Below are 22,398 nucleotides of genomic sequence, written 5' to 3' on the forward strand. Positions count from 1 at the left end.
CGACGATGAGCACCACACCACGCCGTCGCGGCAAGTCCAGCATTCAGCGCCTGCCCGCAGAACAACGCACGTTCATCGAGAAGCTGTTGCGCGAAGATCGCCTCACGCTGGCCGAGATGATCGAGGCACTGCAACAGCAGTTCCCAGGACAGCCTGCGGCCGACATCTCGCGCTCCGCCCTGCATCGCTATGGTGCGGGGTTTGCTGAGCTGACGGCTCGCATGCGGGAGATTGAGGCAGTGTCCCAGGCTGTGGTGGGCGAGCTGGGCGAAGGTGTGGGCGAGAAGGCTGGCGCGCTCCTCGGCCAAGCCATCACCACCCTGGCCACCAATGCGGCGCTGCGGGCTCACGAAAAGGAGGACGTGAGCATTGATGAGATCCGCAAACTGGCCCGCGCTGCCAAGGACGCGATGGACACCCAGCGCGTGAGCGTCAATGTGCGGCGCGCCATCATGCAGGAAGCGCGCGATGCCATGGTGCGCGAGCAGGCCGCCAAGCTGGAGAAGGTGGTCAAGAGCGGCGGGCTGTCCGCCGCTGCCGCCGCCGACATTCGCTCTCAGATCCTGGGAATCCGCACCGAATGAGTGAGAACGCCCGCCAGCTTGTTCCGAACACTGCCGCCGCCGACGTGCCTGCGGCACTGATGCCGTATCAGCAGCGCTGGATCGCCGATCCCGCCAACCTCAAGGTTATGGAAAAGGGACGCCGTACCGGCATCACCTGGGCGGAGGCTGCCGACGACGTTCTGATTGCCGCCAGCGCAAAGGGTGCGGGCGGTCAGAACGTGTACTACCTCGGCACCGACAAGGAAATGACCGAGGAATACATCCAGGCCTGCGCCATGTGGGCCAAGGCGTTCAACTATGCGGCCGGACTGGTGGAGGAAGGCTTTTGGGATGAGGAGGAAGATGACAAGCACATCAAGACCTTCACCATTCGCTTTCCGGAGAGTGGATTCAAGATCACTGCACTGGCCAGCCGGCCGCGCAAGTTGCGTGGTCGCCAGGGCGTGCTGGTGGGCGACGAAGCCGCATTCGTCGATGATCTGCAGGAGCTGCTCAAGGCAGCTGTTGCGTTCCTGGTGTGGGGCGGAAAAGTTCGCCTCATCTCCACCCATGATGGCCATGACAACGCATTCAATGAGCTGATCGAGGAGATCCGCGCGGGTGGTCGTCGCGGATCGATCCACCGCGTGCCTTTCCGTGAGGCCGTCGAAGAAGGCCTTTACCGCCGTGTCTGTATGCGCCTGGGCAAAGCCTGGTCACAGGAAGCCGAGGAAGAGTTTATCGCCGAGGTGTATGGCACCTATGGCGATGCCGCCGCCGAGGAACTGGACTGCATCCCGTCGCAGGGCAGTGGCGCATGGCTCAGTGCAGCGCTGATTGAAGCGCGTATGACCGATGCCCCGGTGCTGCGCTACACCTGCCCAATCGGTTTTGAACAGGAAAGCGATCACGTCCGATGGGAGGCAGTGCAGACGTGGCTGGATGACGAAGTTGGACCACATCTGGACAAGCTGGACCCTGAGCTACAGAGCGTCTATGGCCAGGACTTCGGCCGGACGGGCGATCTCACTGTGATGGTGCCTGCGCAGATCACCCAGACGCTGGCGCGCAAAGTTCCGTTCATTCTGGAACTGCGCAACATGCCGCATCGCCAACAGGAGCAAGTGGCAAAGTTCGTCATTCACCGTTTGCCCAGGTTCGTCAAAGCTGCAGTGGATGCTCGCGGCAATGGTAGCGCCGTCTCTGAGTTCCTCGCCCAGGAATTCGGCTATAGCCGGGTGGCGCTGGTGATGGCCACCGAGGGCTGGTATCGCGAGCACATGCCACCAGTCAAGAAGGCATTTGAGGACAACACCATTTCGCTGCCGCGCGACAAGGACACGATGGCAGACCTTCGCGTGGTGCGAGTCATCAAGGGTGTGGCCAGGGTGCCCGAGCGGACCACTGGGCGCGATGGTGGCCAGCGCCATGGCGACTCGGCTATCGCAGTTGCCCTCATGTACTACGCCAGCCGCCATCCAGGCGCAGAGATGGACTGGACCCCTGTGCCGCGCTCAGTGCGCGGCTTTGATTCCGTGGCCAACCACGGGCACGAGCGTCCAGAGGACGACGAATTCAATCTGCCGGAACCGCAAGCATGGTGACCCAAACCCGCATTCTTGGCCCCGATGGCCAACCCTTTACCGTGGCCGATCTGGCACAGCCGCAGACCGCGCACGCGAATTCGCTGCAGCGCGAGTTTCAGGGACATCCCTCGCGCGGCCTCACGCCCAGCCGTCTGGCCTCGATTCTCCTGGCGGCAGAACAGGGCGATTTGATCCGCCAATACGAGCTGTTTGAAGACATCGAGGAGCGCGACGCCCACGTTTTCTCGGAGATGTCCAAGCGCCGCCGTGCCGTCTCCGGATTGCCGTTCAAGATCAGCGCACCGCCCAACCCCAGTGCAGCCGAGAAGAACGCCGCCGAGCAGCTGCAGGCGATGGTGCTGGCTATCGATGACTTCGATGGAGTCGTGTTCGATACCACCGACGCCATCGGTAAGGGTTTCGCCAATCTGGAAATCGAATGGGACCGCAGTTCCCAGGAGTGGCTGCCGAAGTCCATCACCCATCGACCGCAGTCCTGGTTTCAGCTGCACCGCGGCTATCGCCAGGAGATCCGTCTACGCAACGGAACCGGCGAGGGCGAACCGTTGCGCCAGTTCGGCTGGATCACCCACACCCACAAGGCCAAGAGCGGCTACCTGGAGCGCGCTGCGCTGTTCCGCGTGCTGGTGTGGCCGTACCTGTTCAAGAACTATGCCGTCGGCGACCTGGCCGAGTTCCTGGAGGTCTACGGCATCCCGATGCGGATCGGCAAGTACCCGCCAGGAGCGTCCGACCGCGAGAAAATGTCACTGCTGCGCGCGTTGATGGAAATCGGCCACAACGCGGCCGGCATCATCCCCGAGGGGATGAGCATGGAGTTCCCCGCTGTTGCTGAGGGTGATCCCCAGGCCTTTGAGCTGATGATGAACTGGTGCGAGCGCAGCCAGAGCAAGGCCATCCTGGGCGGCACGCTGACCAGCCAGGCCGATGGTAAGACCAGCACCAATGCGCTGGGAACGGTGCACAACGAAGTGCGCAAGGAAATCAAGGATGCCGATGCTGGCCAGCTGGCCAGCACGCTGTCGCGTGACCTGATCTACCCGCTGGCAGTGCTCAACGGGCTGGTGCGACCGGGGGACTACCGTCGCTGCCCGCGCCTGGTGTTCGACCTGGCCGAGATCAAGGACATCGGCACTTACGCCACGGCACTGCCCCCGCTGGTCGCCATGGGTATGAAGATCCCATGCGCCTGGGCGCATACCGAGCTGGGCATCCCCGAAGCCGGCGAAGATGAGCCGATGCTGGGGCAAGCTCCCGCAGTAACGGATCAGGTGGCGTTGAGCAGTGTGCGGACTACGGCAGCGGCCGCCCAGCCCGTCTCGGTGTCGTCGCGCGACCGCGAGGACCAGTTGGCGCGGCTGGTGGCCACCGAGCTCGACCCTGTGGTGGCCGAGTGGGTAGGCGCGATCCGCGAGCTGGTGGACGGCGCCCAGGATCTGGAGCAGATCCGCGATGGCCTGCTGGCTCTCCTGCCCAACCTGAGCGTGGCGCAGTTCGGCCAGGCCATGCAGCACGCACTGGCTATTGCGGGTGCAGCGGGCATGCTCGACGCCCTGGACGAAAGCCGTGGCTGAGATCCGGGGCAACTTCGGGAGCATGCCCGAGGCGGAGCGCTACTTTCGCGGGAAGGTGAACCTTCCGACGCGGCGGTGGGATGACCTGATGCACGGGCAGCACGCTCGGGCGTTTGTAGTTGCCGGCGCCACGCGCGATGCGCTGTTGACCGATCTGCGCGAAGCGGTGGATGCGGCCATCGCCCAGGGCGAGACGCTGGAAGATTTCCGCGCTCGCTTCCAGGACATTGTCCAGCGCAACGGATGGCATGGCTGGACCGGCGAAGGCAGCCCCGGCGGTCAGGCCTGGCGCACCGCGACCATCTACCACACCAACCTGCGAACGGCGTACCAGGCTGGCCGCTGGGAGACGCTCAAGAATTTCCCGTTCCTGCGTTACAAGCACAACACCGTGCGCAACCCGCGCGAGCAGCACAAGGCGTGGGATGGCGTCATCCTGCCGTCCGACCATCCCTGGTGGGACACGCACTACACGCCGAATGGCTGGGGCTGTCACTGCACGGTGTTTGGCGTATCGGCCGCGAAGATGAAGGCCATGGGCTGGAAGGTCAGCGAGCCGCCAGCGCCCATCCAGGGCGACCCGCCACCGGAGTGGGCCTATCACGTCGGCCACGCTGCCAGCGGCCGCCACATCGCCGACAGCATGCTTGCCAAGGATGCAGCGGCAAAGTGGTCGGAGGTGCCAGGGCGAAGCGCCGAGGACTACGGGCGTCCCGCTCAGGTTCCACTGGACGCTGCGATTGCGCGGCCGCTGCCCACGGGTATTCGTGATCCTCAACAGGTGCGCCAGGCCTGGCAGGAACTGTACGGCCGCACTGCCACCCTTACCGATCCATCCGGGGCCGAGGTGCTGCTTACCGACCAGGTGATTGAGCACTGGCTGGAGAAGCCGTCACGCCTGGATGGTCGGGAGAAGTATCTGCCGCTGCTGGCCGAGACGATCCAGAGCCCGTTTGAGGTGTGGGCCAACTTCGCCCGCAACGAGGCTGGCCAGCTCGGCCTGCGCCGCTACTACGTCAAGCGGATCGAAGTTACCGAGTCCGAAGGCGGCGCGCAGAAGCGCTACGCCCTGACAGTGATTGCCGAGGTGTTGCCAGGCGGGGTGTGGGGATCGTTCGACTTCTTCCGTGGCAGCAAGGCTCAGCCGCGTTCGCGACAGGGGTTGCTGGTATGGGGACGGCCGGAGGAATGAGCCTTTGCCTACAGACGCGCCAGTCCGCTCTGCGGCGCTTCCTGCAGGGCCTCGGGGGCTGGCCCACCCTGTGGAAGGATTGCGGCGGAGCCGCTACGCCGGGGGCGGCTTGGCCCCGGCCCGTTTGCGGAGAATACCATGGCCAATGAACCCCTGATTCTCACTATCGATGCGCGGCAGGCCGAACAGTGGTTTGCCCGTCTCCTGGAGCGCAGCGTCAACCTGTCGGGCCTGATGGCCCAGGTTGGCGAGGATCTGACTGAGAGCACACAGGCCCGATTCGATACCGGCATTGGGCCGGACGGCGTTGCCTGGCAGCCGCTGGCCGATGGATCGGGCCGGACCCCGCTCAACGATACCCGCCGCACCCGTGACGGCATCCACCCGTTGTCGGGCCCTGACTGGGTGGAGATCCGCGCCGATTCCAAGCAGGCGCGCTGGCACCAGGAAGGCACCAAGCCATACGAGATCCGAGCAAAGAACGGAAAGGCGCTTTACTGGCCCGGCATGCAGACGCGCTCAGGAAAGGATGGCAAGGACGGACCCGCGTTCGTGGCCAAGGTGAATCATCCTGGATTGCCGGCCCGTCCCTTCATGGGCTTGAGCGCCGAGGATGAGCAGAGCATCGAACGCCTGGCCGTCGCGTGGCTGGAACTGGACGCGGACCCCGCTGGATTGACCCCCGCCTAAAACGGCCTGTACGGCCCGTGGAGGCCCCCTGGGCGCGGCCACCGTCCATGGCTCACCCCCAACGGGCAGCGGCGGTCGATTTAAACGCCTTTCAAACGCCATTGAAGGCGGCTGTTCAAGTGACCACCCCGGCGAGGGACAAAAATCACCCGGTCCGGTGTAGAGTCCCTGCCGACATCCCGCCCATCGGGCCACGCCCGGAAATCAGTGAAGGGCTTTAGTCCCGCCGCCTGATCGAGGGCGGCGAATCTGGCGGGGATGAATCAGCCCGCCCGCCGCCTCCATACCGCCGTTGCCCTGGCTGCCTGCAGCTTCCAGCTGCAGGCCGACGCCGTAGGCGATGACCGCATCATCTCCATCCAACTGACCCCTGCCGGTCACTTCAAGCCCAGCGACGGGCGAAAGATGGATGTCCCCGCCTGGTACATCGACGCCTCGGTGGCGGCTCGCGTGATCGAGCGCTTCAACGCTCGCGTCAACCCGGCAGTGGTCGATTACGAACACCAGACCCTGCACAAAGAAACCAACGGGCAGCCCGCGCCGGCCGCTGCCTGGATGCGTGCGCTGCAATGGCGCGAGGGATCTGGCCTCTGGGCCACCACCGAGCTGACTCCCCAGGCTGCGGAGCAGATCCGAACCGGCGCCTATCGCTATGTCTCTCCGGTGTTCCTCTACGACAAGACCACCGGCGAGGTGCTGGCCATGCAGATGGCCGCCTTCACCAATGACCCCGCCATCGACGGCATGCAGGCCATGGAGCTGCGCGCAGCGGCTTGCTTTGCCCACGACATCGATCCTGACAAGGAAACCTCCATGAACCCGTTGCTCAAAGCCTTCCTGGCTGCCCTGGGCCTGCCCGAAACCACCTCCGAAGCGGACGCCATCGCCGCCTGCAGTTCCCTGACCACCAGCCTGGGCGTGCTGCGCCGACTGCAGGCCGAGCTGGGCGCCGAGGGCGAGCCGGCCGTTGCGGCCTGCAGTGCCCTCAAGACCCAGGCCACCGCCACCCCGGACCCGGCCAAGTTCGTCCCCATCGCCGCCCTGGAAGAAGTGCGCGCCCAGGTCGCCGCTCTGTCTGCCGAGCGCACCGCTGACAAGGTCAGCGCGCTGGTTGAGGGTGGCCTGGCTGATGGGCGTTTGCTGCCGGGCATGAAGGACTGGGCCACCGACCTGGGCAAGCAGAACCTGGCCGCGCTGTCGTCCTACCTGGACAAGGCCGCTCCGATCGCAGCCCTGGGCGGTACGCAGACCGGAGGCCAGAAGCCGGCCGGCGCGACCAACGAGCATGGCCTGGACGCGGCTGAAATGGCCGTCTGCAGCGCTACCGGCGTCACCCCCGAAGCCTTCGCGAAATCCAAGAAGGACACCGCCCAGGCCACGGCCTGAGCACTACACCTCACCTCTCACCGGAGTCCGCTATGAGCGCAGCCACCCAGGCTCGCAACACCCCGCGCCGGGACGCACATCGTGTCGGCCATCCCTCCAACCCCGGCATCGCGCTCCATGCGGGCACGCTGATTGCGCTGCTGGCCACCAACGGCAACGCAGTGCCGGCAGGCACTGCCGGCTCCGGTGACGCAGTCGGCGTTGCACTCCGCTCCGTCACCGGCACTGCCGAAGGCGAGACCGTCGAATGCGAGCGCGGCACCGGCTTCCGTTTCGACAACAGTGCTGGCGCTGATGCCATCGCCCGCGCCGACATCGGCGCAACTGCCTACATCGTCGATGACCAGACCGTGGCCAAGACTGACAACAGCGGCGCCCGTAAGCGCGCTGGTGTCGTCCTGGACGTGGATGCGGCCGGCGTGTGGATCGTGGTCGGCTGAGCCGGCCCATCCGTTCCCCTATCACCAGGACAATCCCATGATCGTCAATCGCGGCAATCTTTCCACGCTGTACGTCGCCTTCAACGCAGCATTCAACGCTGGCCTCGGCCAGGCACCCTCCCAGTTCCAGCGCATTGCCACGGTGGTGCCGTCCACCACCAAGTCCAACGAGTACGGCTGGCTGGGCAAGCTGCCCAACGTGCGCGAATGGATCGGCGAACGCGTGGTGCATGGCCTGCAGAACCATGGCTACACCATCAAGAACAAGCCGTATGAGCTGACTGTCGGCGTGGACAAGGATGACATCGAGGATGACAACCTCGGCATCTACAGCCCGCTCATGCAGAGCATGGGCGAGTCGGTCGGCGCACAGCCGGACCAGCTGACGTTCGAGCTGCTGAAGAACGGCATCTCCACCGCCTGTTACGACGGCCAGAATTTCTTCGACACCGATCACCCGGTGCTGGACAAGGACGGCAAGGAAACGGTCCAGAGCAACGTGGACTCGGGCGGCAATGGTGCCTACTGGTATCTGCTGTGCACCAAGCGCGCACTCAAGCCGATCATCTTCCAGAACCGCAAGCCGCCGCAGTTCGTTTCCATGGACACGGATACCGATGAGGGCGTGTTCAACAAGAAGGAATTCCGCTACGGCGCCGATTGCCGCCGCAACGTCGGTTTCGGTTTCTGGCAGATGGCCTACGCCTGCAACAAGCCGCTGACCGAGGAGAACCTGCAGGCAGCCTATACCGCCTTCACCTCGCGCACGGGCGACCACGGCCGTCCGCTGGGCCTGGTGCCGGATCTGCTGGTGTGCGTGCCGAACGACAAGTTCAAGGCCGCCAAGATCCTCACCGCCAACCAGATCGCCGGCACTGACAACGTGATGAAGGGCGTTGTTGAGGCGATGGACAGCGCCTGGTTGCTCTGAGCCTCGACCACTGACCGGCACCGCAGGGGTGCCGGTCGTAACTTCCCCGAATACAGAAGGAGCGGCCCATGGCCGAACAGATCCTGGTAAAGGCCCGCCTGGAGCGTGGCCGCTGGCGTGCCGGCATGCACTTCACCCGGCAGGGCCGGACAGTGCATGTGGATGACCTGGACAAGAAACAGCTTGACGCGATCAACAGCGACCCCGAGCTGATCGTGACGGAGCTGCCAGCGTCGGGCGACCCCAACGAGCTGGCTCTGGCCCGCGAACGCAAGGCAACCAAGTCCGGCAATGCCAAGCGCAAGTGGGAAGACGCCGAGACTCGTGCCCGCACTGCCTCTGGCCTGGCCGAGGAAGCCTGGGCGAACCAGTCGGCAGCTGATCGCGTGGGCTTGATCGAGGCAGCGCTGGAGGCCGGCGCGTAATGGCCTACGTCACCCTCACGCAACTGGCCGAGCTCCCAGGGGCGCTGGAACTGTCCCAGGTGGCGGGTGGGCGCGATGAGCGCCCGGTTGCCTCCGAGCTGATGGATGCCACGTTGCGTGGGGGGGATCGCAGCGCCTTCCCGCCAAGCGAGGTGGCCAAGGCGGATGCGGCCCTGGAGCGCATCAAGGAGGCCACCCGTCAGGCAGATGCGATCATCGACGGCTACCTGGCACGGCGCTACAGATTGCCGCTGGCCAAGGCCGTGCCGCTGCTGGCCGTTTGGTCGCGCAGCATCACGCGCTACCTGCTGCACCCTGATCGCCAGACGGACGAGCGCACCGATCCCATCGTGCGTGACTACCGTGACGCGATTCGACTGCTGCAGGAAACGGCACAGGAAAAGTTCCACCTGGGCATCGAAGATCCGACCACGTCCACCGGCTCTGCAGGGGAATTCATCTTCCATGCCGGCAACAAAGTGTTCGGCCGCGAGGGCCGGCCGTGACTGTCGGGCCGTTCCCGGTCACGCCCGTCCTGGAGCGGTTGCGGGAACACGTCCAGGCATTGCTCCAGGTCGGCGATGCGGCCGACCTGGACACGGCCCTGGAACAGCAGCCAGCCAAGGATTGTGCCGCCTACGTAACGTCAGCCGAGATTGGCGGACGGCCCCGGTACACGGGCGATCAGCACATCCAGAACGTGGATGTCACGTTGCGCGTGGTCCTGATGGTGCGCAACTTCAGCGGCCAGGCCAGTGGCAGCGGCGCGCGCCGCCAGATGGATGAGCAAGTCATTCCAGGCGTCCGCAAAGCGCTGATCGGCTGGACCCCAGTCGATGCGTTCGATGCGCTCAGCTTCCAGGCTGGTCGTGATGAGAAGTACCGCGCCGGCTGGCTGGTCAACCAGCAGGTATTCGTCACCAACTACCGCACACAACACACACCACTCCCATGACTACCAAGCACACCCCCACCAGCGGCGGTGCCTGGCGCGTGATCGATGGCCAGCTCGTGGATGAGTCCGTACTGCCCGCCGAACTCGCTCCAGCACCCGAGCCGCCGCCACCGCCGGCATCGAGCCAGAACCGCTCGCGTCGCTCCTCTGCAACCTCACCCGAGAACTGACCATGGCCCAGCCCAACCTGGAATCCTTCAAGCGTCGCGGCCTGGCCCTGGCGCTGCGTGCATCGGCCTCGGTGCCGATTGTCCCCACCGCCGCCGCCGACGGCGTGCTGCTGTTCAACGGCAGCAGCGGCACCGAGTTCGACAAGATCGAACGCCCGGTGGATCGACCGTTCCTGACCGGTCAGCCCTTCGCAGTCGGTGCCAAGCGCGCCTTCATTGAGGGCGAGTTTGAGCTGTTCCCGCCGAGCAAGCCGGGTGCAGCGGCTGACTCCGATGCCGTCTGTGCGCCGCTGTTGCTGCCCGCTGGCATGACCGCCGTCAAGGATGCCGTTGCGAAAACCACGCGCTACAACCCGATCAGCGCGAACATCCCGATCTCTGATGCCAAGTTCTGGCATGCCGGCACGGTCAAGCAGATCGGCGCCGCACGTCACAACCTCACCAACCTGGCACTGGCCGTTGGCGAGCGCTTCAAGGGCAACATCCGCATCCAGGGCGACTACGACACCATCGCCGAGGACGCTCTGCCCAACATCACCACCACCGCCGTGGTGCCCACCGTCGCGCGCGCGGACAACACCCGCACCACGGTCACGGTTGATGGCGGGGCGGGCCTGATCGTGTGGGCCAAGTCCCTCTCGGTGGACGTGGGCAACACGATCACGTCGAAGGAGTACACCAGCCACAAGGAAAGCGGCATCAGCGACCGCGCCCCGACCTGGACGCTGCGCCTGGCCAAGACGGCCCTGGCTGACTTCAATCCGTGGGCAGTGCGCGACTCGGCCGGCGTCCTGGAGGTTGCGCTGCGCCTGACCGAAAAGAGCAAGCTCTACAGCGAGCTGGGCATTCGCGGCCAGATCGAGAACATCAACGAAGTCGAGATTGATGGCGACTACGGCTGGGAGCTCACTGGCCCCTGCGTTGCCAGCGACGCTGGCGGCGATGAGCTGTATATCGAATTCGGCGACAGCACGCCGCCGTAATTCGCAGGCACTGCGCTACACTCCCAACGGCCCCGCCACTGTGCGGGGCCTTTCTTTTTCAGTGAAGCGCTTTAGTCCCGAACGGCGGCTGTGCCTGGGCAAAGTGGACCTGTCCCCGATCAAGGGGCTGTTTAACCACTTCCCAAGGACTTTCCCATGCTCCGTCTCGCCCGAACCAACACCGTGCACCTGCCGGTGGAACTGCGCATCCCCACCGACCAGCCCAACGTTTTCGTCACCGGCACCATCCAGTGCCAGGTCAAAATCCTGGTGCGCGAAGAAATCAAAGCCATCCAGGACAACCCCGTTGAGGATGAGGAGTACCTGCGCAAGATCCTGGTCAGCGTCGCTGGCCTGGGTGATGCAGACGGCAAGCCCATCGAGGGCGAAGCCGCGATCAAGGAAGTTTTCGATGGCCCGTTCTACGCCTTCCTGCAGCCGGCCATCATCGGCGCCTACTTCGACCAGTTCGGCCGGGCGCACGTAAAAAACTCGAAGCCGTCGCGCGGGCGCTGATTGGGAAGGGTCCACGCACTGACGGCGCTGACAGGAACCATGAACCTGACGGCGCCGTCAGCGCGGCGGACTTTCTGCGCGACGGGGGCGGCGGCGAGGAGCCGCCGAGCGTTATCCCGGTCCTGGATGAGAACTGGGAAGTCGTCCAACTGTTCGTGCGCTGTAAGGCCCGCTGGATCACCGGCATGCACGCCCCGGTTTACGACGGCATTGAAGCCCGCGAGATCCAAGCCGCTGCCTGCCTCCAGGGCATTGCCCCGCACCTATTGCCAGATCTGATGCCATCGCTGGACGTGCTGATTGGCACCACGGCCATGGCCCATCGCGAAGCCTCGGATAGCCCGTGAACCCAACCGTCACCCTCCGCCTCGATGCCGACAACAGCCGCCTGGTGCCAGCCGTTCGGGCATCGGATGCGGAGCTCAAACGACTGGGGGCCACGGCGGGCACAACCGGCGACCAGGCACGGCGTGGTGCTGCCGGCATTTCCAGCATCGGCACGGCGGCGGATTCCACTGCTCGCCGTGTCTCTGCGGTGTCGAGCGCACTGGCATCGGCGCGGGCGACGGTGGCCACCTACATTGGTGCGCAGACGGCCGGCGCCCTCATTTCCGTTGCGGACAACTACGCCAACATTTCAGCGCGCCTCAAGCTGGCAACGGATGGACACAAGGCCTATGCCACCGCATCGGCCCAGGTGTTCAACATCTCCCAGCGCACCGCCACCGCGCTCGACAGTACCGCCACCCTCTACGCGCGTCTGTCCCAGTCCACCGCCGAGTATGGGATCACCCAGCAACGGCAGCTGGCGCTCACCGAGTCCATCAACAAGACGTTCGCCATCTCAGGCGCCAGTAACGTCGCCACCGCCAACACCATCGTCCAGCTCAGCCAGGCCCTGGCTGGGGGAGTGCTGCGCGCAGAGGAATTCAACTCTGTCGTGGAAAATTCGCCGCGTCTGGCCAAGGCGCTGGCCGACGGTATGGGCCTGTCGATGGGCGAGCTGCGCAAGCACGTCAACGACGGCAAGGTGACCGTCGATCAGATGGTGGCCGCGCTTGAGAACCAGTCCTCCGTCATCGCCGCCGAGTTTGAGCAGATCCCGCTCACGGTCGGGCGCGCCATGGAGCTGCTGCGCAACAGCGTCACGAAGTTTGTCGGCGAGTCCTCCCAGGAGCTGGGCGCCAGCGGTGGGATCGCCCAGGGCATCGCGTTCCTGGCCAACAACATGCAGCACCTGGACCAGATCGCCGGTGTCCTGGCCGTCGCCCTGGGAAGCCGCCTGGTCGTCAGCCTGGCCAAGGCTACCGCCGAGAAGATCACGGCCGCCGCCGCATCGCGAGCGCTGGCCCGCGAGGAGCTGGCTGCAGCCCGAATTGCCGAGCAGCAGGCGGCAGGCCGTCTATCGGCCGCTCGCGCCGGCATGAGCGTGGCAGGTGGCGTAGCCGCGGCTGAGCAGGCTCTGGCCACCGCCCAGCTGCGCACCGCCGCTGCTGCCCAGGCCGCGTCCGTTGCGCTTACCGCAAAGGCTGCCGCCATGCGAGGCCTCAACGTGGCGATGGGCGCGTTTGGCGGCCCTGCAGGCCTTGCGATCACCGCACTGTCGCTATTCGTGGCCTGGGCGATGAACAGCAGCCAGAAGGCGCAGGAGCTGTCGAAGGCGGTCACTGCTGGGTTCCAGCCGGCTATGCGGGTGCTGCAGGAGTTCAATCAGGAGACTGCGAACACATCATTCGCGGAGCTCGCAAACACCGTTGAAACCATTGATACGGCGCGGCAAGAGCTCAAGAATTTTGGCGATGAATATGAACGTCTGGCGGCGAAGCGCCGCGCGTTTCAGGCGCGCGACCGCGCCCTGCCTTTCGGACTCGACAAGGAACTGGAAAGCGCCTCGGCGGCCATGGAGTCGGCGCGCCTTCGCCTGGACAACCTGACCAAGGGGTATGACAGGGCCATCTCGGTTTCGGCTGGCGTTGTGCTGCGCACCGCCAACGTCACCGATGCCACGGACGCCCAACGCCGCTCCCTGGAGGAGTTGCTCAAGCGCCAGGCCAACCAGGGTCAGACATTGGAGCAAACCCGGCCACTGCTGGAGCAGTGGGCCAAGGGCCAGGTCGGCGTCGAAAGCGCCAACCGCATCGCTGCCGCCAGCTTCGATGCCGTGGCGTCCGCAGCGCGCAGCTCTGGCGCCGCGATCAAGGCTGCTCTCCAGTCGGTCAACGAAGGCCTGGATAAGCAGATCCAGAGCGTCCAGCTGGACCTGATCGAGAAGACCCAGGGCAAGGCAGCCCGCATGCGCGCGCAGTTCATCACGGAAAGCGCGCAGAAGGGTCTGGACCCGACCAGCGCCGACTATCAACTGGCGCGGGCCAAGAACGAGCAGCTTATCCAGCTCACCCTGACGCTGGACAAGCAGAATGCGGCCACCCGTGATCTGACGCGAACCCAGACCGAGGCCAAGCGCTCCGGCGAGCAGGCTGCGCGCCTGGCAGAGCAACAGGCCGACTCCCAGGCCAAGTACACCCGCCAGGCCGCGTTGGCCGCTGCCGAGCTCTCCGGGCCGATGGCCGCTGCCCAGGAGCAGCACAAGCAACGCATTGCCGAGCTCGACCGCGAGCTGGCCAAGCACCTCATTACCCAGGAGGCCTACGCCAGCCTGGTGAAGTCGTCAGCGGCCGAGTTGGCCAAGAATGCCGCCGAGGTCACCAAGCAGCAGCAGGCGCCCACGGCATTGCTCGATACGCTGAGCGGCGAGGTGCAACTGCTGGGCATGGTAGGGATCGAGCGCGAGCGCCGCGCCCGCCAGCTGCGCAACGAGCAGGACATGCTCCAGGCGATCAACGAGGCCAACAAGGCCGGCGCCGGCATCAACGCAGAGGCGACCGCAGGCCTGATGGCCCAGGCACGGGCGTGGGCCAATGCGTCTATTCGTATCGAGCAGCAGACCGCCGACCTGGAGGAATGGGCCAACGTCGGCACGCGCGGTGTCGCCGATGTGGCCGATATGCTGGCCGATATGTTCAGCGGCGGCCTGGACAAGTCTGAGAGCTTCTTCAGCCGCCTCAAGGACATCTTCAAGCGTGGTTGGCGCGACATCGTGCGCACCATGCTTGAGCAGAACCTGGTGCGCCCGTTCCAGGATGCGCTCACTAATGCCATGAATGGCGCGCTGGCCGGTGTGTCGCGCGGCCAGGCCGATGGCAACTGGTTGTCGAAGATCGCTGGCATGTTCGGTGGCGGCAACCAGGGCGGCGCGGGTTCCGGCTGGATGAGCAGCCTGGCCAACATGATCGGTGGCGGCCGCAACCTCACTGGCACCAACGCCATGCTGGCCGGGGGCGGTTGGCGTGCCGGCGTCGCGGCGCCAGGCAAGATGATGGGCTTTGGCAACAACGTCGGCGGTTTCATTGGCACCGGGGCTGCTGGCGGCGGCGCGGCGTCCGCATCGATGGCCGTGCCGATCATCGGCTGGGTGGTCGCGGCCATGATGAAGAATGCCGAGCTGTTCGATCAGGGCTGGGACATCGCCAATGGCGAAAGCTGGGCTGGCAAGATCGCCACCCTGGGCGCCGTGGGCCACGTCGATAAGATGGCGCGCAAGCTCGGACTCAACGCCAAGGCAGCCTCCATTCTGTCTGGCTCCTCGATCCACGCTGCCCTGTTCGGCCGCAAGAAGCCGCAGATCCAGGCGCAGGGCCTTACCGGCTCGTATGGCTTCGACGGGTTCGCTGGCCAGTCCTACGCCGACATCAAGGCCAAGGGCGGCTTGTTCCGCAGCGACAAGAAGTGGACCGAGTATGGCCAGGTCGATACCACGATCACGGACGCTTTCAGCCAGGCCACTGGGCGGGCGCGTGCAGGCGTCATCAGCTTGGCCGAGCAGCTGGGCGTGGACATCAACAGCCAGCTGTCCTCCGTCCGCGTAGACCTCGGCAAGGTTCAGCTCGATGCGGACCCGGACAAGGCCCAGGCGCAGCTGGAGCAGCTGATTACCGGCGCGGCCAAGAACCTGACCGGGCGTGGCGTGTCGATCCTCGGATTCGGCGACTTCCTCAACAAGGGGTTTGAAGCCGGCGACGTGATGAACAGCCTGGCGGCGTCCATCGAGCTGATGACTGGCAACGCCCAGGAACTGGGCCGCGCGCTCAATGCCCAGGAAATCGACCTGGTCAAGCGCACGACAACCATGTTCCAGCGGATGGCCAAGGCGGCCGGCACCACCATGGAGGAACAGGTCAAGGCGATCACTACTGCCGCTTCCTCCTACGGCAGCGTGGTGGGCAACGCGCAGCAGGAGATCGCAACGGATGGTTTCAGTGGCTTCGCCAAGTCGCTCCTGGCTGTACGCCAGGAGGAGCAGGAGCGCATCCGCACGCTGCAGCAGCAGGCCAAGGCCCTGGGCGGCCTGGCAGCCCGCGAGCAGGATCTGGCCACCGTCCGCCAGGCCGCCCAGCTCAAGGCCGACGCGCTGGCCAGGTCGCTGGAGTCGGAGCTGGTAGGCCTGGCGCTCAACCGCGTCAATGATGAAATCGAACGTCTGGGCGGTTCCATCGACGGGACCAGCAGCAAGCTGCAGGACTTCATCAACTCGCTCAAGCTGAGCAGCACCCTGTCACCGGACACCGACACGCAGAAGCGCTCCACGGCATCGGATCTGATGCAAAGCGCGGCCAGCGCCGGCAACCTGGAGAGCTTCACCCAGTACGCCCAGCAGTTCCTGGAAGTCAGCCGCAAACTCAATGCCAGCGGCCAGGGCTATCAGGTGGACTATGCCCAGGTGCTGGAGCTGGCCAAGCGCTTTGGTGGTGATGGAACCGCCGCATCGCTGCAGCAGCTGTACGCGCAAAAGGCTGCCCTGGAACAGCAGCAGGAAGCCGCCGCCCGCCTGGAGCGCGCTCAGCGCATCGCCCAGGGCGTGGCCGATCTGGCTGGCGCCCGTGGCGGCGATCCGTTGGAGATCCTGCGCAACGTCACTGGGATCAGCGCTGAGGCGCTGGCCAAGGATCTGGGCCTGACGACGGACGAGCTGGCCAAGTACCTGCAGAACCAGCAGACCGACATCACCGACCTGGCAGAAATCCTGTTCGATCTGCCCAAGCGTATCGCCCAGGAAATGGTCACGGTGCTGACCGACAGCCGCGTTCCGGTCCCGGCGTCGGCAGCGCCGGGCGGTGGCGGCACGCCTGCAGCACCAGCAGCGCCGGTTGCGCCTGGGCGTGGCTACACCGATCCGTCCTATGAGGTGCTGCTGCAGGTCCGCGACGGCATCCAGTCCCTGGCTCGCCAGGGTGAACACAACGCTTTGATGGCGCTATGAACCGGAAAGTATTGCTCGTTGAAATCGGTGGCCAGGGCCTGCCTGCAGTCACGCCTGTGACCCGGCAGCCCTCCAACTGGGTGGCGTCGGCCAAGCCGGCTGTTGTGGTTCCTCCAGCCGAAGGCGTGGAGACCAAGCCGGCAGCAGATAGCGTGACCATTACCTGGAACGCTTCGCCGCTGGCTGGCGCTGTCTACGTCCTCTGGCGCGCAGCCGATGCGGGCGGTAAGCCGGGTGAATGGAAGTACGTCACCAAAACCTCAGACACGCGCTACACCTACACCGAGGCCAGTGGCGTTGTGAGCTGGTGGAAGGTCACTGTCCAGGTCAACGGCGTGTCGTCTGCAGACTCCACGCCCAAGGCTCAGGCCCCTATGGTCCCGCCGACCACGGCGGACCTGGTCCAGCTGCAGGGCAAGGTGGACCAGGGCCTGCGCGACCTGGCACTGGCAGACGCTGCCGAGGCACAGCAGCGAATGGCGGACTTCCAGGCTGCACAGGCGCAGATCCTGGTAGAGAGTCAGAAGAGTGCGGCCGCCGTGGGCGAAGTGGCCAAGCGTGCCGAGGATCTGGCCACCAACCTGGCCAATGAGGAGCGTGCCCGAATCCAGAGCGTGCTCAACGAAAAGACCGAGCGCACCGCAGACATCAGTGCCGTCAACACGAAAGTCCAGAACGGCCTGGATTCGATGGCGCGCTCTTTGGCCGAGGTCGCCGCAGGTAGCGGCACCCAGTTCGACTCTGCCGGCATCTGGCACTTCAACGCAGGGCTGGAAGGCTGGACGGGCGTGTATGGAACCCCGACTATCGCCGACGGCATGCTGCGGCCGATCAACACCGCCAACAACTCCGGCATCCAGTCCCCGGCGCCGCTCAACATCGACGGTGCCGCCTATCGCTTCATCAAGCTGCGCATGCGCAAGGTAGGCAATCCCGCCTGGATGGGGTTGATTCGCTGGATCACCGCCGCCGACCAGGAGTGGAACGAAGCGAAGTCGCTTTCCATCCCTGTGCCGGCATTCGACACCAACGGCATCGCCGTCCTGGACGTTGATCATCTGCCCTGGAACGGACCCTCACCACTGCGTGCCATTCGTCTGGCACTGACGGGTGCGCAGACCACCAGCGCCTACATCGAATACGACTGGATTGCCGTGGGCCGCCCATCGCCTGGCGCATCCGTCGCCATGGTCCAGCAGGAGAGCGAGGCGCGCACCGCCGCACTGGCCGCTGAGGCTGGCCAGCGCAACACGCTGGCCGTGCAGATGCGCGGCGACTACCTCGGCAACGATCCGGCGAAGCTGACGGGCGGCCTGGCCTACAACGAAATGAGGGCGCGTGTCGGCGCGGACGAAGCGCTTAGCCAGCGCCAGTCGGCCGTGGAGGTTCGCCTGCCTGCAGGAACAGGTGCGCTCGCGTCTGAGGCCAAGGTCAATTCCGTCGAGCAGGCAAGCGTCACCCGCGACCAAGCAATTGGACAACGCATTGACCAGGTGAACGCCACGCTGCCGGTGATTGCTGCCCAGGGCGCCAACATGGTGCTCAACGGTGGATGGCAATCCGGCCGGGACGTGGCCTGGACCTACAACCATGCGTCACTCGGCGTGGCGGCCACCGAGGGCCGCGCAGGTGGTGCGTGCCTACGGGTAGACGGCGGAACCACTGTTGTGCGTGGCGCAACCGCCAACGGCGGCGTGCCTATCCCTGTCGCGCCTGGAAAGAAGTACCGCTATGGCTGCTGGTACAAGACAACGGCGGACTATAACGGGAGCGCGAATAACGGAAAGCTCCGTCTGGCCACGCAGGACAATGCGCTGATTGGTGGCGCCACCTACTTCTCCGCGAACCAGGGAGCGTGGACCTACCTGGGCGCGGTTTATGCCATCCCAGAAAACACGTCCATCACCGGTCTAAAACTCAATATCAACGTGGATCACACAGCGGGTACGTTGTGGGTGGATGACGTTGCTATTGAGGAGGTCACCGAGATCCTCGCTGTTGCCGATGGCCTCAGCTCGCTGAGCGGGACGGTCACCCAGCAGGCTGGCCTCATCAATGCACAGTCTGGCCTCATCAGCGCCCTGCGCACTGACGTGGATGGCAAGGCAACCAACGGTGCCCTCCAGGCTCTGCAGTCCCAGGTAACGCTTCAGGGGAACACGATCACCAGCCAGGGTGGAGCGCTCACCAGCGTCCAGGCCGCCATCAACAACCTTGGCGGAGACAATCGCCTGCGCAACAGCAGCTTTGAGGTTCTGTTGCCCAACGGCGTTCCTCAGTATTGGGCGCCCTCATCGTCATCCACGGACGCAGCGAACAAGACCACTCGCAAGCTGGTGGACTCTGTGCTGCCAGGTAGCACCAAGGCCTGGCGCTGGGAAATGGCGGGCATCCCTGCCACCGCCTATGCAGAGTGCTACTCGTCGGTGTACCGCATCGATCCTCAGCAGCCCGTCACGGTGTCCTGCAACGTGCGTGGCAAACCGGGGGCGCGCTTCTTCTTCCAGCTCGGGCTGAAGGATGCGGCCGGTGCATCTGTCGGTTGGCCTGGCGGGCCAGCTGCTGGCGCGGGCATGGTCGTCACGGAAGCATGGGAGCGTAAGTCCTACACGTTCCCGGCGTCGCAGATCCTCGCCAGCGCGACCGGTGCCACCCTCTACCTCCGGGTATACGGCGATGGTTCGGCGGACCAGTGGATTGAGGTGGACAACGCGCAGCTGCAGACCGGTGCCGCCGCCACGGGCTACGCGCCCTCCCTGGAGGAGACGGCCGCGCAGTCCAATGCAAACGCCGAAGCGAACAGCGCCCTCAATACGCGCGTCACCAACGCGGAGGGACAGCTGCTGTCCCAGGGCACGGCACTAACTGCCGTTCGTGCCGGCATTGGTAACGCCACGGTCTACGAAATCACCGCCAACGCAACCATCACCAGTCAGCCCACTGGAGGGCCGCGCTCGTCGGGAACACGAAACGCAGCGGGCGCAGCTGTGGGCGGTGCTGCGCGCGGCCTCAATGTCCAGGCGGTCAATGCCGACAGCACCTTGGGGCCCCGCCAAACGTTTGATACCTACGGCAACGGCGCATCGGCATGCGCCAGCTTCAACGATTGGTACGACAACGCCCTGGCCGACAATCAGTATTTCATCCTGTTCACCAGCGACCACACCGGGCCGCTGAGCAATGGCGTAAGCGCGGACATCGCCGGGACCAGGGACCGCCTCGTTGATGCCGGTGCCTCGCGTCGCAACGTGGAGGCCCTGGACGGAATTCGCATGTTCGTGCTGATCGGGCGCAAGCGCACTGGTGAAGCGGCAGGCCTGCAGCGTCTGTCGCCCCGGCCGTCCACCGCCCGCGCCGACCAGTGGGTTGAGCTCATCGTGGAGTTCGTCAACGGGCGTCCGCAAGGCAGCCTGGACGTATCCGCGCTGGAGCGGGCCACGCAGGCAAACGCGGCTGCAAACTCCAGCCTTGAAGCGCGCACGCTGGCCAACGAGAGCAGCGTTACCTCGTTGGGGCAGTCGCTGACCAACGTCAATGCCAAGATCGAGGCGATTGGTGGTGACAACCTGCTGTGGAACAGCAGCATGGAAGACGCCCCGGTAGCAACGGCAGCCCCAACCGGCTGGAACCTGGAGCGCATCCGAAGCGACGTGGGAGGCACGTTCTCATACGTTGATTCCCCACTGCCTGGTGGCGGCAAGGCCGTGCGCCTGGATTGGAAGGCAATCAACTCGCGGGATTGGTGTGGCTTGAACCGAGCGGGGCCTGGCGCAGGCTACCTGCGTGTCGCACCGTTGACGGACTACGTGCTGTCCAGCTGGGTCCGGGCCACACAGGGAACGCAGCTGTACGTTTACGTGGTGTGGATGGATGAAGCCGGGACTCAAGGGTTGGGCACCATCACGTCTCCGGTGGTGGGGGCCACTGGTAATTGGCAGCGGATCATCCTGCCCGCACGGTCAAACGCCACTGCGGCGCGCGCTCGCGTGTATGTGGGCCGCCAGTTCGCGGATGTCCCAGGCGCCTACTGGCTGGAGATCGACAATGTGCAGTTCCAGCGTGGCCTGGTAGCCACGGAGTACGCCCCAAGCGGGGCGGAGGCAGCAGCGGCAGTGGCGGCAAACGCTGCGGCAACGGCTGGCCTTACTTCGACGGTTACCCAACAGGGGCAGCAGATCACGGCGTTGGGCCAGTCGGTGACTGGCGTCCAGGCCGAAGTGAAGGGAAAAGCCAGCGCCTCTGTCGTTCAGACGCTTGAGGCAAAGGTCAACAACCATGGCAGCGGTGGGAATCTGCTCATCAATTCGACGTTCCCGAAGTATCAGCGCAACGGCTGGGGTTGGGGCTCGAATCCTGGTGCAGCATGGGTAGAGCTTGGCGATCCGACTCCCGGCAACGACAGTTTCCATCCCCCTGGCATCTATGGAGTCGGCTCGACCTCCGGTGGCACTACCTCAACGCAAATTGTCTGGTGGGGAACTGAGTACGGCATCCCTGTCGAAGCCGGCCAAACCTACATGGCTTCCGCCTGGTTCAACACTCACCGCTGCTCTTGCTACATCGAGATCAGTTACTGGGACAAGACAGGGAACTGGCTTGCGCAATGGGGCTCGCCGGAAACAGGGCATACGGGGAACAGTGGCCCGCCACTGCTTTCCGAGATGCCACGCCCAAGCATCAAGACCGTTGCACCTCCGAGAGCTGCGCTCGCTCGGTTCAGGATCATCGTCAAGCCCAACGGGGAGGCGTGGCCGTACTTCTGGATGTTCCGCCCAATGTTCTCGCGGGTTGAGCCAGATGCGACACAAGCACCGCCGTGGAATGCCGGCGGCTCGGAGAGCAGTGCCAAGTGGGGCTTTGCACTCGACGTGGATGGCACTGTATCTGGCATGGAGATGGAGGCGACCGGGGCAAAGAGTGAGCTGAAAATTCTCTCCAAGATCCTGCGTCTCATAAGTCCAGGTACACCGGACGGCATGGAGATCCAGGACGGCTACCTGCGGGTCTGGCGTGGCAACGCACAACGCATCATCGGCAATGGATTCGGGCCTGATGGGTTGATCGACTACTTTGGTCCGAACGTCGGCGCTGCTGGTGCCACCAAGCAGAATGCGACAGTGTGGATGGATGTAAATGGGAGCGCCTACTGGGGCGGTGCCATCGCGGCTGGCATCCGCCGCAATGCGGCGCAGTCCACCACAACGCAGACCCTCGGCGTTTCAATTGTCGTTGGTCCCTTCAGCACCAGCGGTCGGAACAAGAACGTAGTTGTCAGCTATCAGCGGACCGTGACACGCAGGCACGGGAACATGAATTCCACTGGCTTTGTCGCGGGCGGCGGACGGAATGCCTGTGCGGTCAACGTCTACCGCAAGCTCGGCAACAACGCTGAGCAGTTCTGGACCAGCTTTGAAGCCAGTGGCGGCGTGATGATTATGAACGAGCGCGACGGCCCCGACATTGCTACTTCCCGCTGGGCAGGCTCTGTAACCCTCAATGACAGCGAAGGCACGCAAGACCGCACCTACCGCGCAGAGATCGTCGGTTTCAGCGAACAGGATGTGAGCCATCAGTCGGGAAGTTTCACCGGACAAGACATCTCGGCCAGCCTCTCCCTGGTTTCAATCGAAGAGTGACCCGTTCGAGCGGCCGGGATACGCCGCTCAT

The 22,398-nt window shown here is 64.8% G+C and carries 17 protein-coding genes; all 17 read left to right on the forward strand.

Translation table 11 applies throughout. The annotated features are described in order from the left end of the window. Positions 1-5: 5 nt before the first annotated feature. The 17 genes from ACZK2R_RS06465 (at position 6) to ACZK2R_RS06545 (ending at position 22,367) form a co-directional block, all read left to right on the forward strand. Positions 6-584, forward strand: a complete 579-nt coding sequence (locus ACZK2R_RS06465; RefSeq protein ID WP_100552825.1) for a phage protein Gp27 family protein — start codon at positions 6-8, stop codon at positions 582-584. Further along, a complete protein-coding gene (locus ACZK2R_RS06470; protein WP_478487891.1) occupies positions 581-2,149 on the forward strand; it encodes a hypothetical protein in 1,569 nt (522 codons plus the stop codon). The genes ACZK2R_RS06465 and ACZK2R_RS06470 overlap by 4 nt, the downstream gene beginning before the upstream one ends. Beyond that, positions 2,143-3,726 carry a DUF935 domain-containing protein gene (locus tag ACZK2R_RS06475; protein ID WP_478487892.1) on the forward strand — a complete coding sequence of 528 codons (1,584 nt, stop codon included), beginning with the start codon at positions 2,143-2,145 and terminating at the stop codon, positions 3,724-3,726. The genes ACZK2R_RS06470 and ACZK2R_RS06475 overlap by 7 nt, the downstream gene beginning before the upstream one ends. Further along, on the forward strand, positions 3,683-4,918 hold the full coding sequence (locus ACZK2R_RS06480) for a PBECR2 nuclease fold domain-containing protein (protein ID WP_478488029.1): 1,236 nt from the start codon (positions 3,683-3,685) through the stop codon (positions 4,916-4,918). Before ACZK2R_RS06475 ends, ACZK2R_RS06480 begins: the two co-directional genes overlap by 44 nt. 138 nt (positions 4,919-5,056) lie before the next feature. Then, complete coding sequence (locus ACZK2R_RS06485; RefSeq protein ID WP_478487893.1) at positions 5,057-5,608, forward strand: phage virion morphogenesis protein; 552 nt, start codon at positions 5,057-5,059, stop codon at positions 5,606-5,608. Positions 5,609-5,866: 258 nt separating this feature from the next. After that, positions 5,867-6,994, forward strand: coding sequence for a phage protease (locus ACZK2R_RS06490; protein WP_478487895.1), 1,128 nt, complete (start codon positions 5,867-5,869; stop codon positions 6,992-6,994). A gap of 32 nt (positions 6,995-7,026) precedes the next feature. After that, positions 7,027-7,434 (forward strand): hypothetical protein, encoded by a 408-nt coding sequence (locus tag ACZK2R_RS06495; protein WP_478487897.1) that lies wholly within the window; start codon positions 7,027-7,029, stop codon positions 7,432-7,434. A 37-nt stretch (positions 7,435-7,471) separates the two neighbouring features. Then, positions 7,472-8,365, forward strand: coding sequence for a Mu-like prophage major head subunit gpT family protein (locus tag ACZK2R_RS06500; RefSeq protein WP_189719800.1), 894 nt, complete (start codon positions 7,472-7,474; stop codon positions 8,363-8,365). A gap of 68 nt (positions 8,366-8,433) precedes the next feature. Then, positions 8,434-8,790, forward strand: coding sequence for a hypothetical protein (locus ACZK2R_RS06505; protein WP_478487898.1), 357 nt, complete (start codon positions 8,434-8,436; stop codon positions 8,788-8,790). After that, positions 8,790-9,296 (forward strand): DUF1320 domain-containing protein, encoded by a 507-nt coding sequence (locus ACZK2R_RS06510; RefSeq protein WP_180844229.1) that lies wholly within the window; start codon positions 8,790-8,792, stop codon positions 9,294-9,296. Before ACZK2R_RS06505 ends, ACZK2R_RS06510 begins: the two co-directional genes overlap by 1 nt. Then, a complete protein-coding gene (locus ACZK2R_RS06515) occupies positions 9,293-9,745 on the forward strand; it encodes a phage tail terminator protein (protein WP_478487899.1) in 453 nt (150 codons plus the stop codon). The genes ACZK2R_RS06510 and ACZK2R_RS06515 overlap by 4 nt, the downstream gene beginning before the upstream one ends. Beyond that, positions 9,742-9,915 carry a hypothetical protein gene (locus ACZK2R_RS06520; RefSeq protein ID WP_478487901.1) on the forward strand — a complete coding sequence of 58 codons (174 nt, stop codon included), beginning with the start codon at positions 9,742-9,744 and terminating at the stop codon, positions 9,913-9,915. Before ACZK2R_RS06515 ends, ACZK2R_RS06520 begins: the two co-directional genes overlap by 4 nt. A gap of 2 nt (positions 9,916-9,917) precedes the next feature. Next, complete coding sequence (locus ACZK2R_RS06525) at positions 9,918-10,898, forward strand: hypothetical protein (protein WP_478487902.1); 981 nt, start codon at positions 9,918-9,920, stop codon at positions 10,896-10,898. 156 nt (positions 10,899-11,054) lie between these two features. Next, a complete protein-coding gene (locus tag ACZK2R_RS06530; protein WP_180844233.1) occupies positions 11,055-11,414 on the forward strand; it encodes a hypothetical protein in 360 nt (119 codons plus the stop codon). A 185-nt stretch (positions 11,415-11,599) separates the two neighbouring features. Beyond that, the gene (locus ACZK2R_RS06535; protein WP_311069193.1) at positions 11,600-11,761 is read left to right on the forward strand and encodes a hypothetical protein; all 162 of its coding nucleotides are present in this window, start codon (positions 11,600-11,602) and stop codon (positions 11,759-11,761) included. Next, positions 11,758-16,731, forward strand: a complete 4,974-nt coding sequence (locus tag ACZK2R_RS06540) for a tape measure protein (protein WP_478487904.1) — start codon at positions 11,758-11,760, stop codon at positions 16,729-16,731. The genes ACZK2R_RS06535 and ACZK2R_RS06540 overlap by 4 nt, the downstream gene beginning before the upstream one ends. Then, positions 16,728-22,367 (forward strand): hypothetical protein, encoded by a 5,640-nt coding sequence (locus tag ACZK2R_RS06545; protein WP_478487905.1) that lies wholly within the window; start codon positions 16,728-16,730, stop codon positions 22,365-22,367. The genes ACZK2R_RS06540 and ACZK2R_RS06545 overlap by 4 nt, the downstream gene beginning before the upstream one ends. Positions 22,368-22,398: the final 31 nt, after the last annotated feature.

The organism is Stenotrophomonas sp. 96582_Sma, assembly GCF_056480905.1.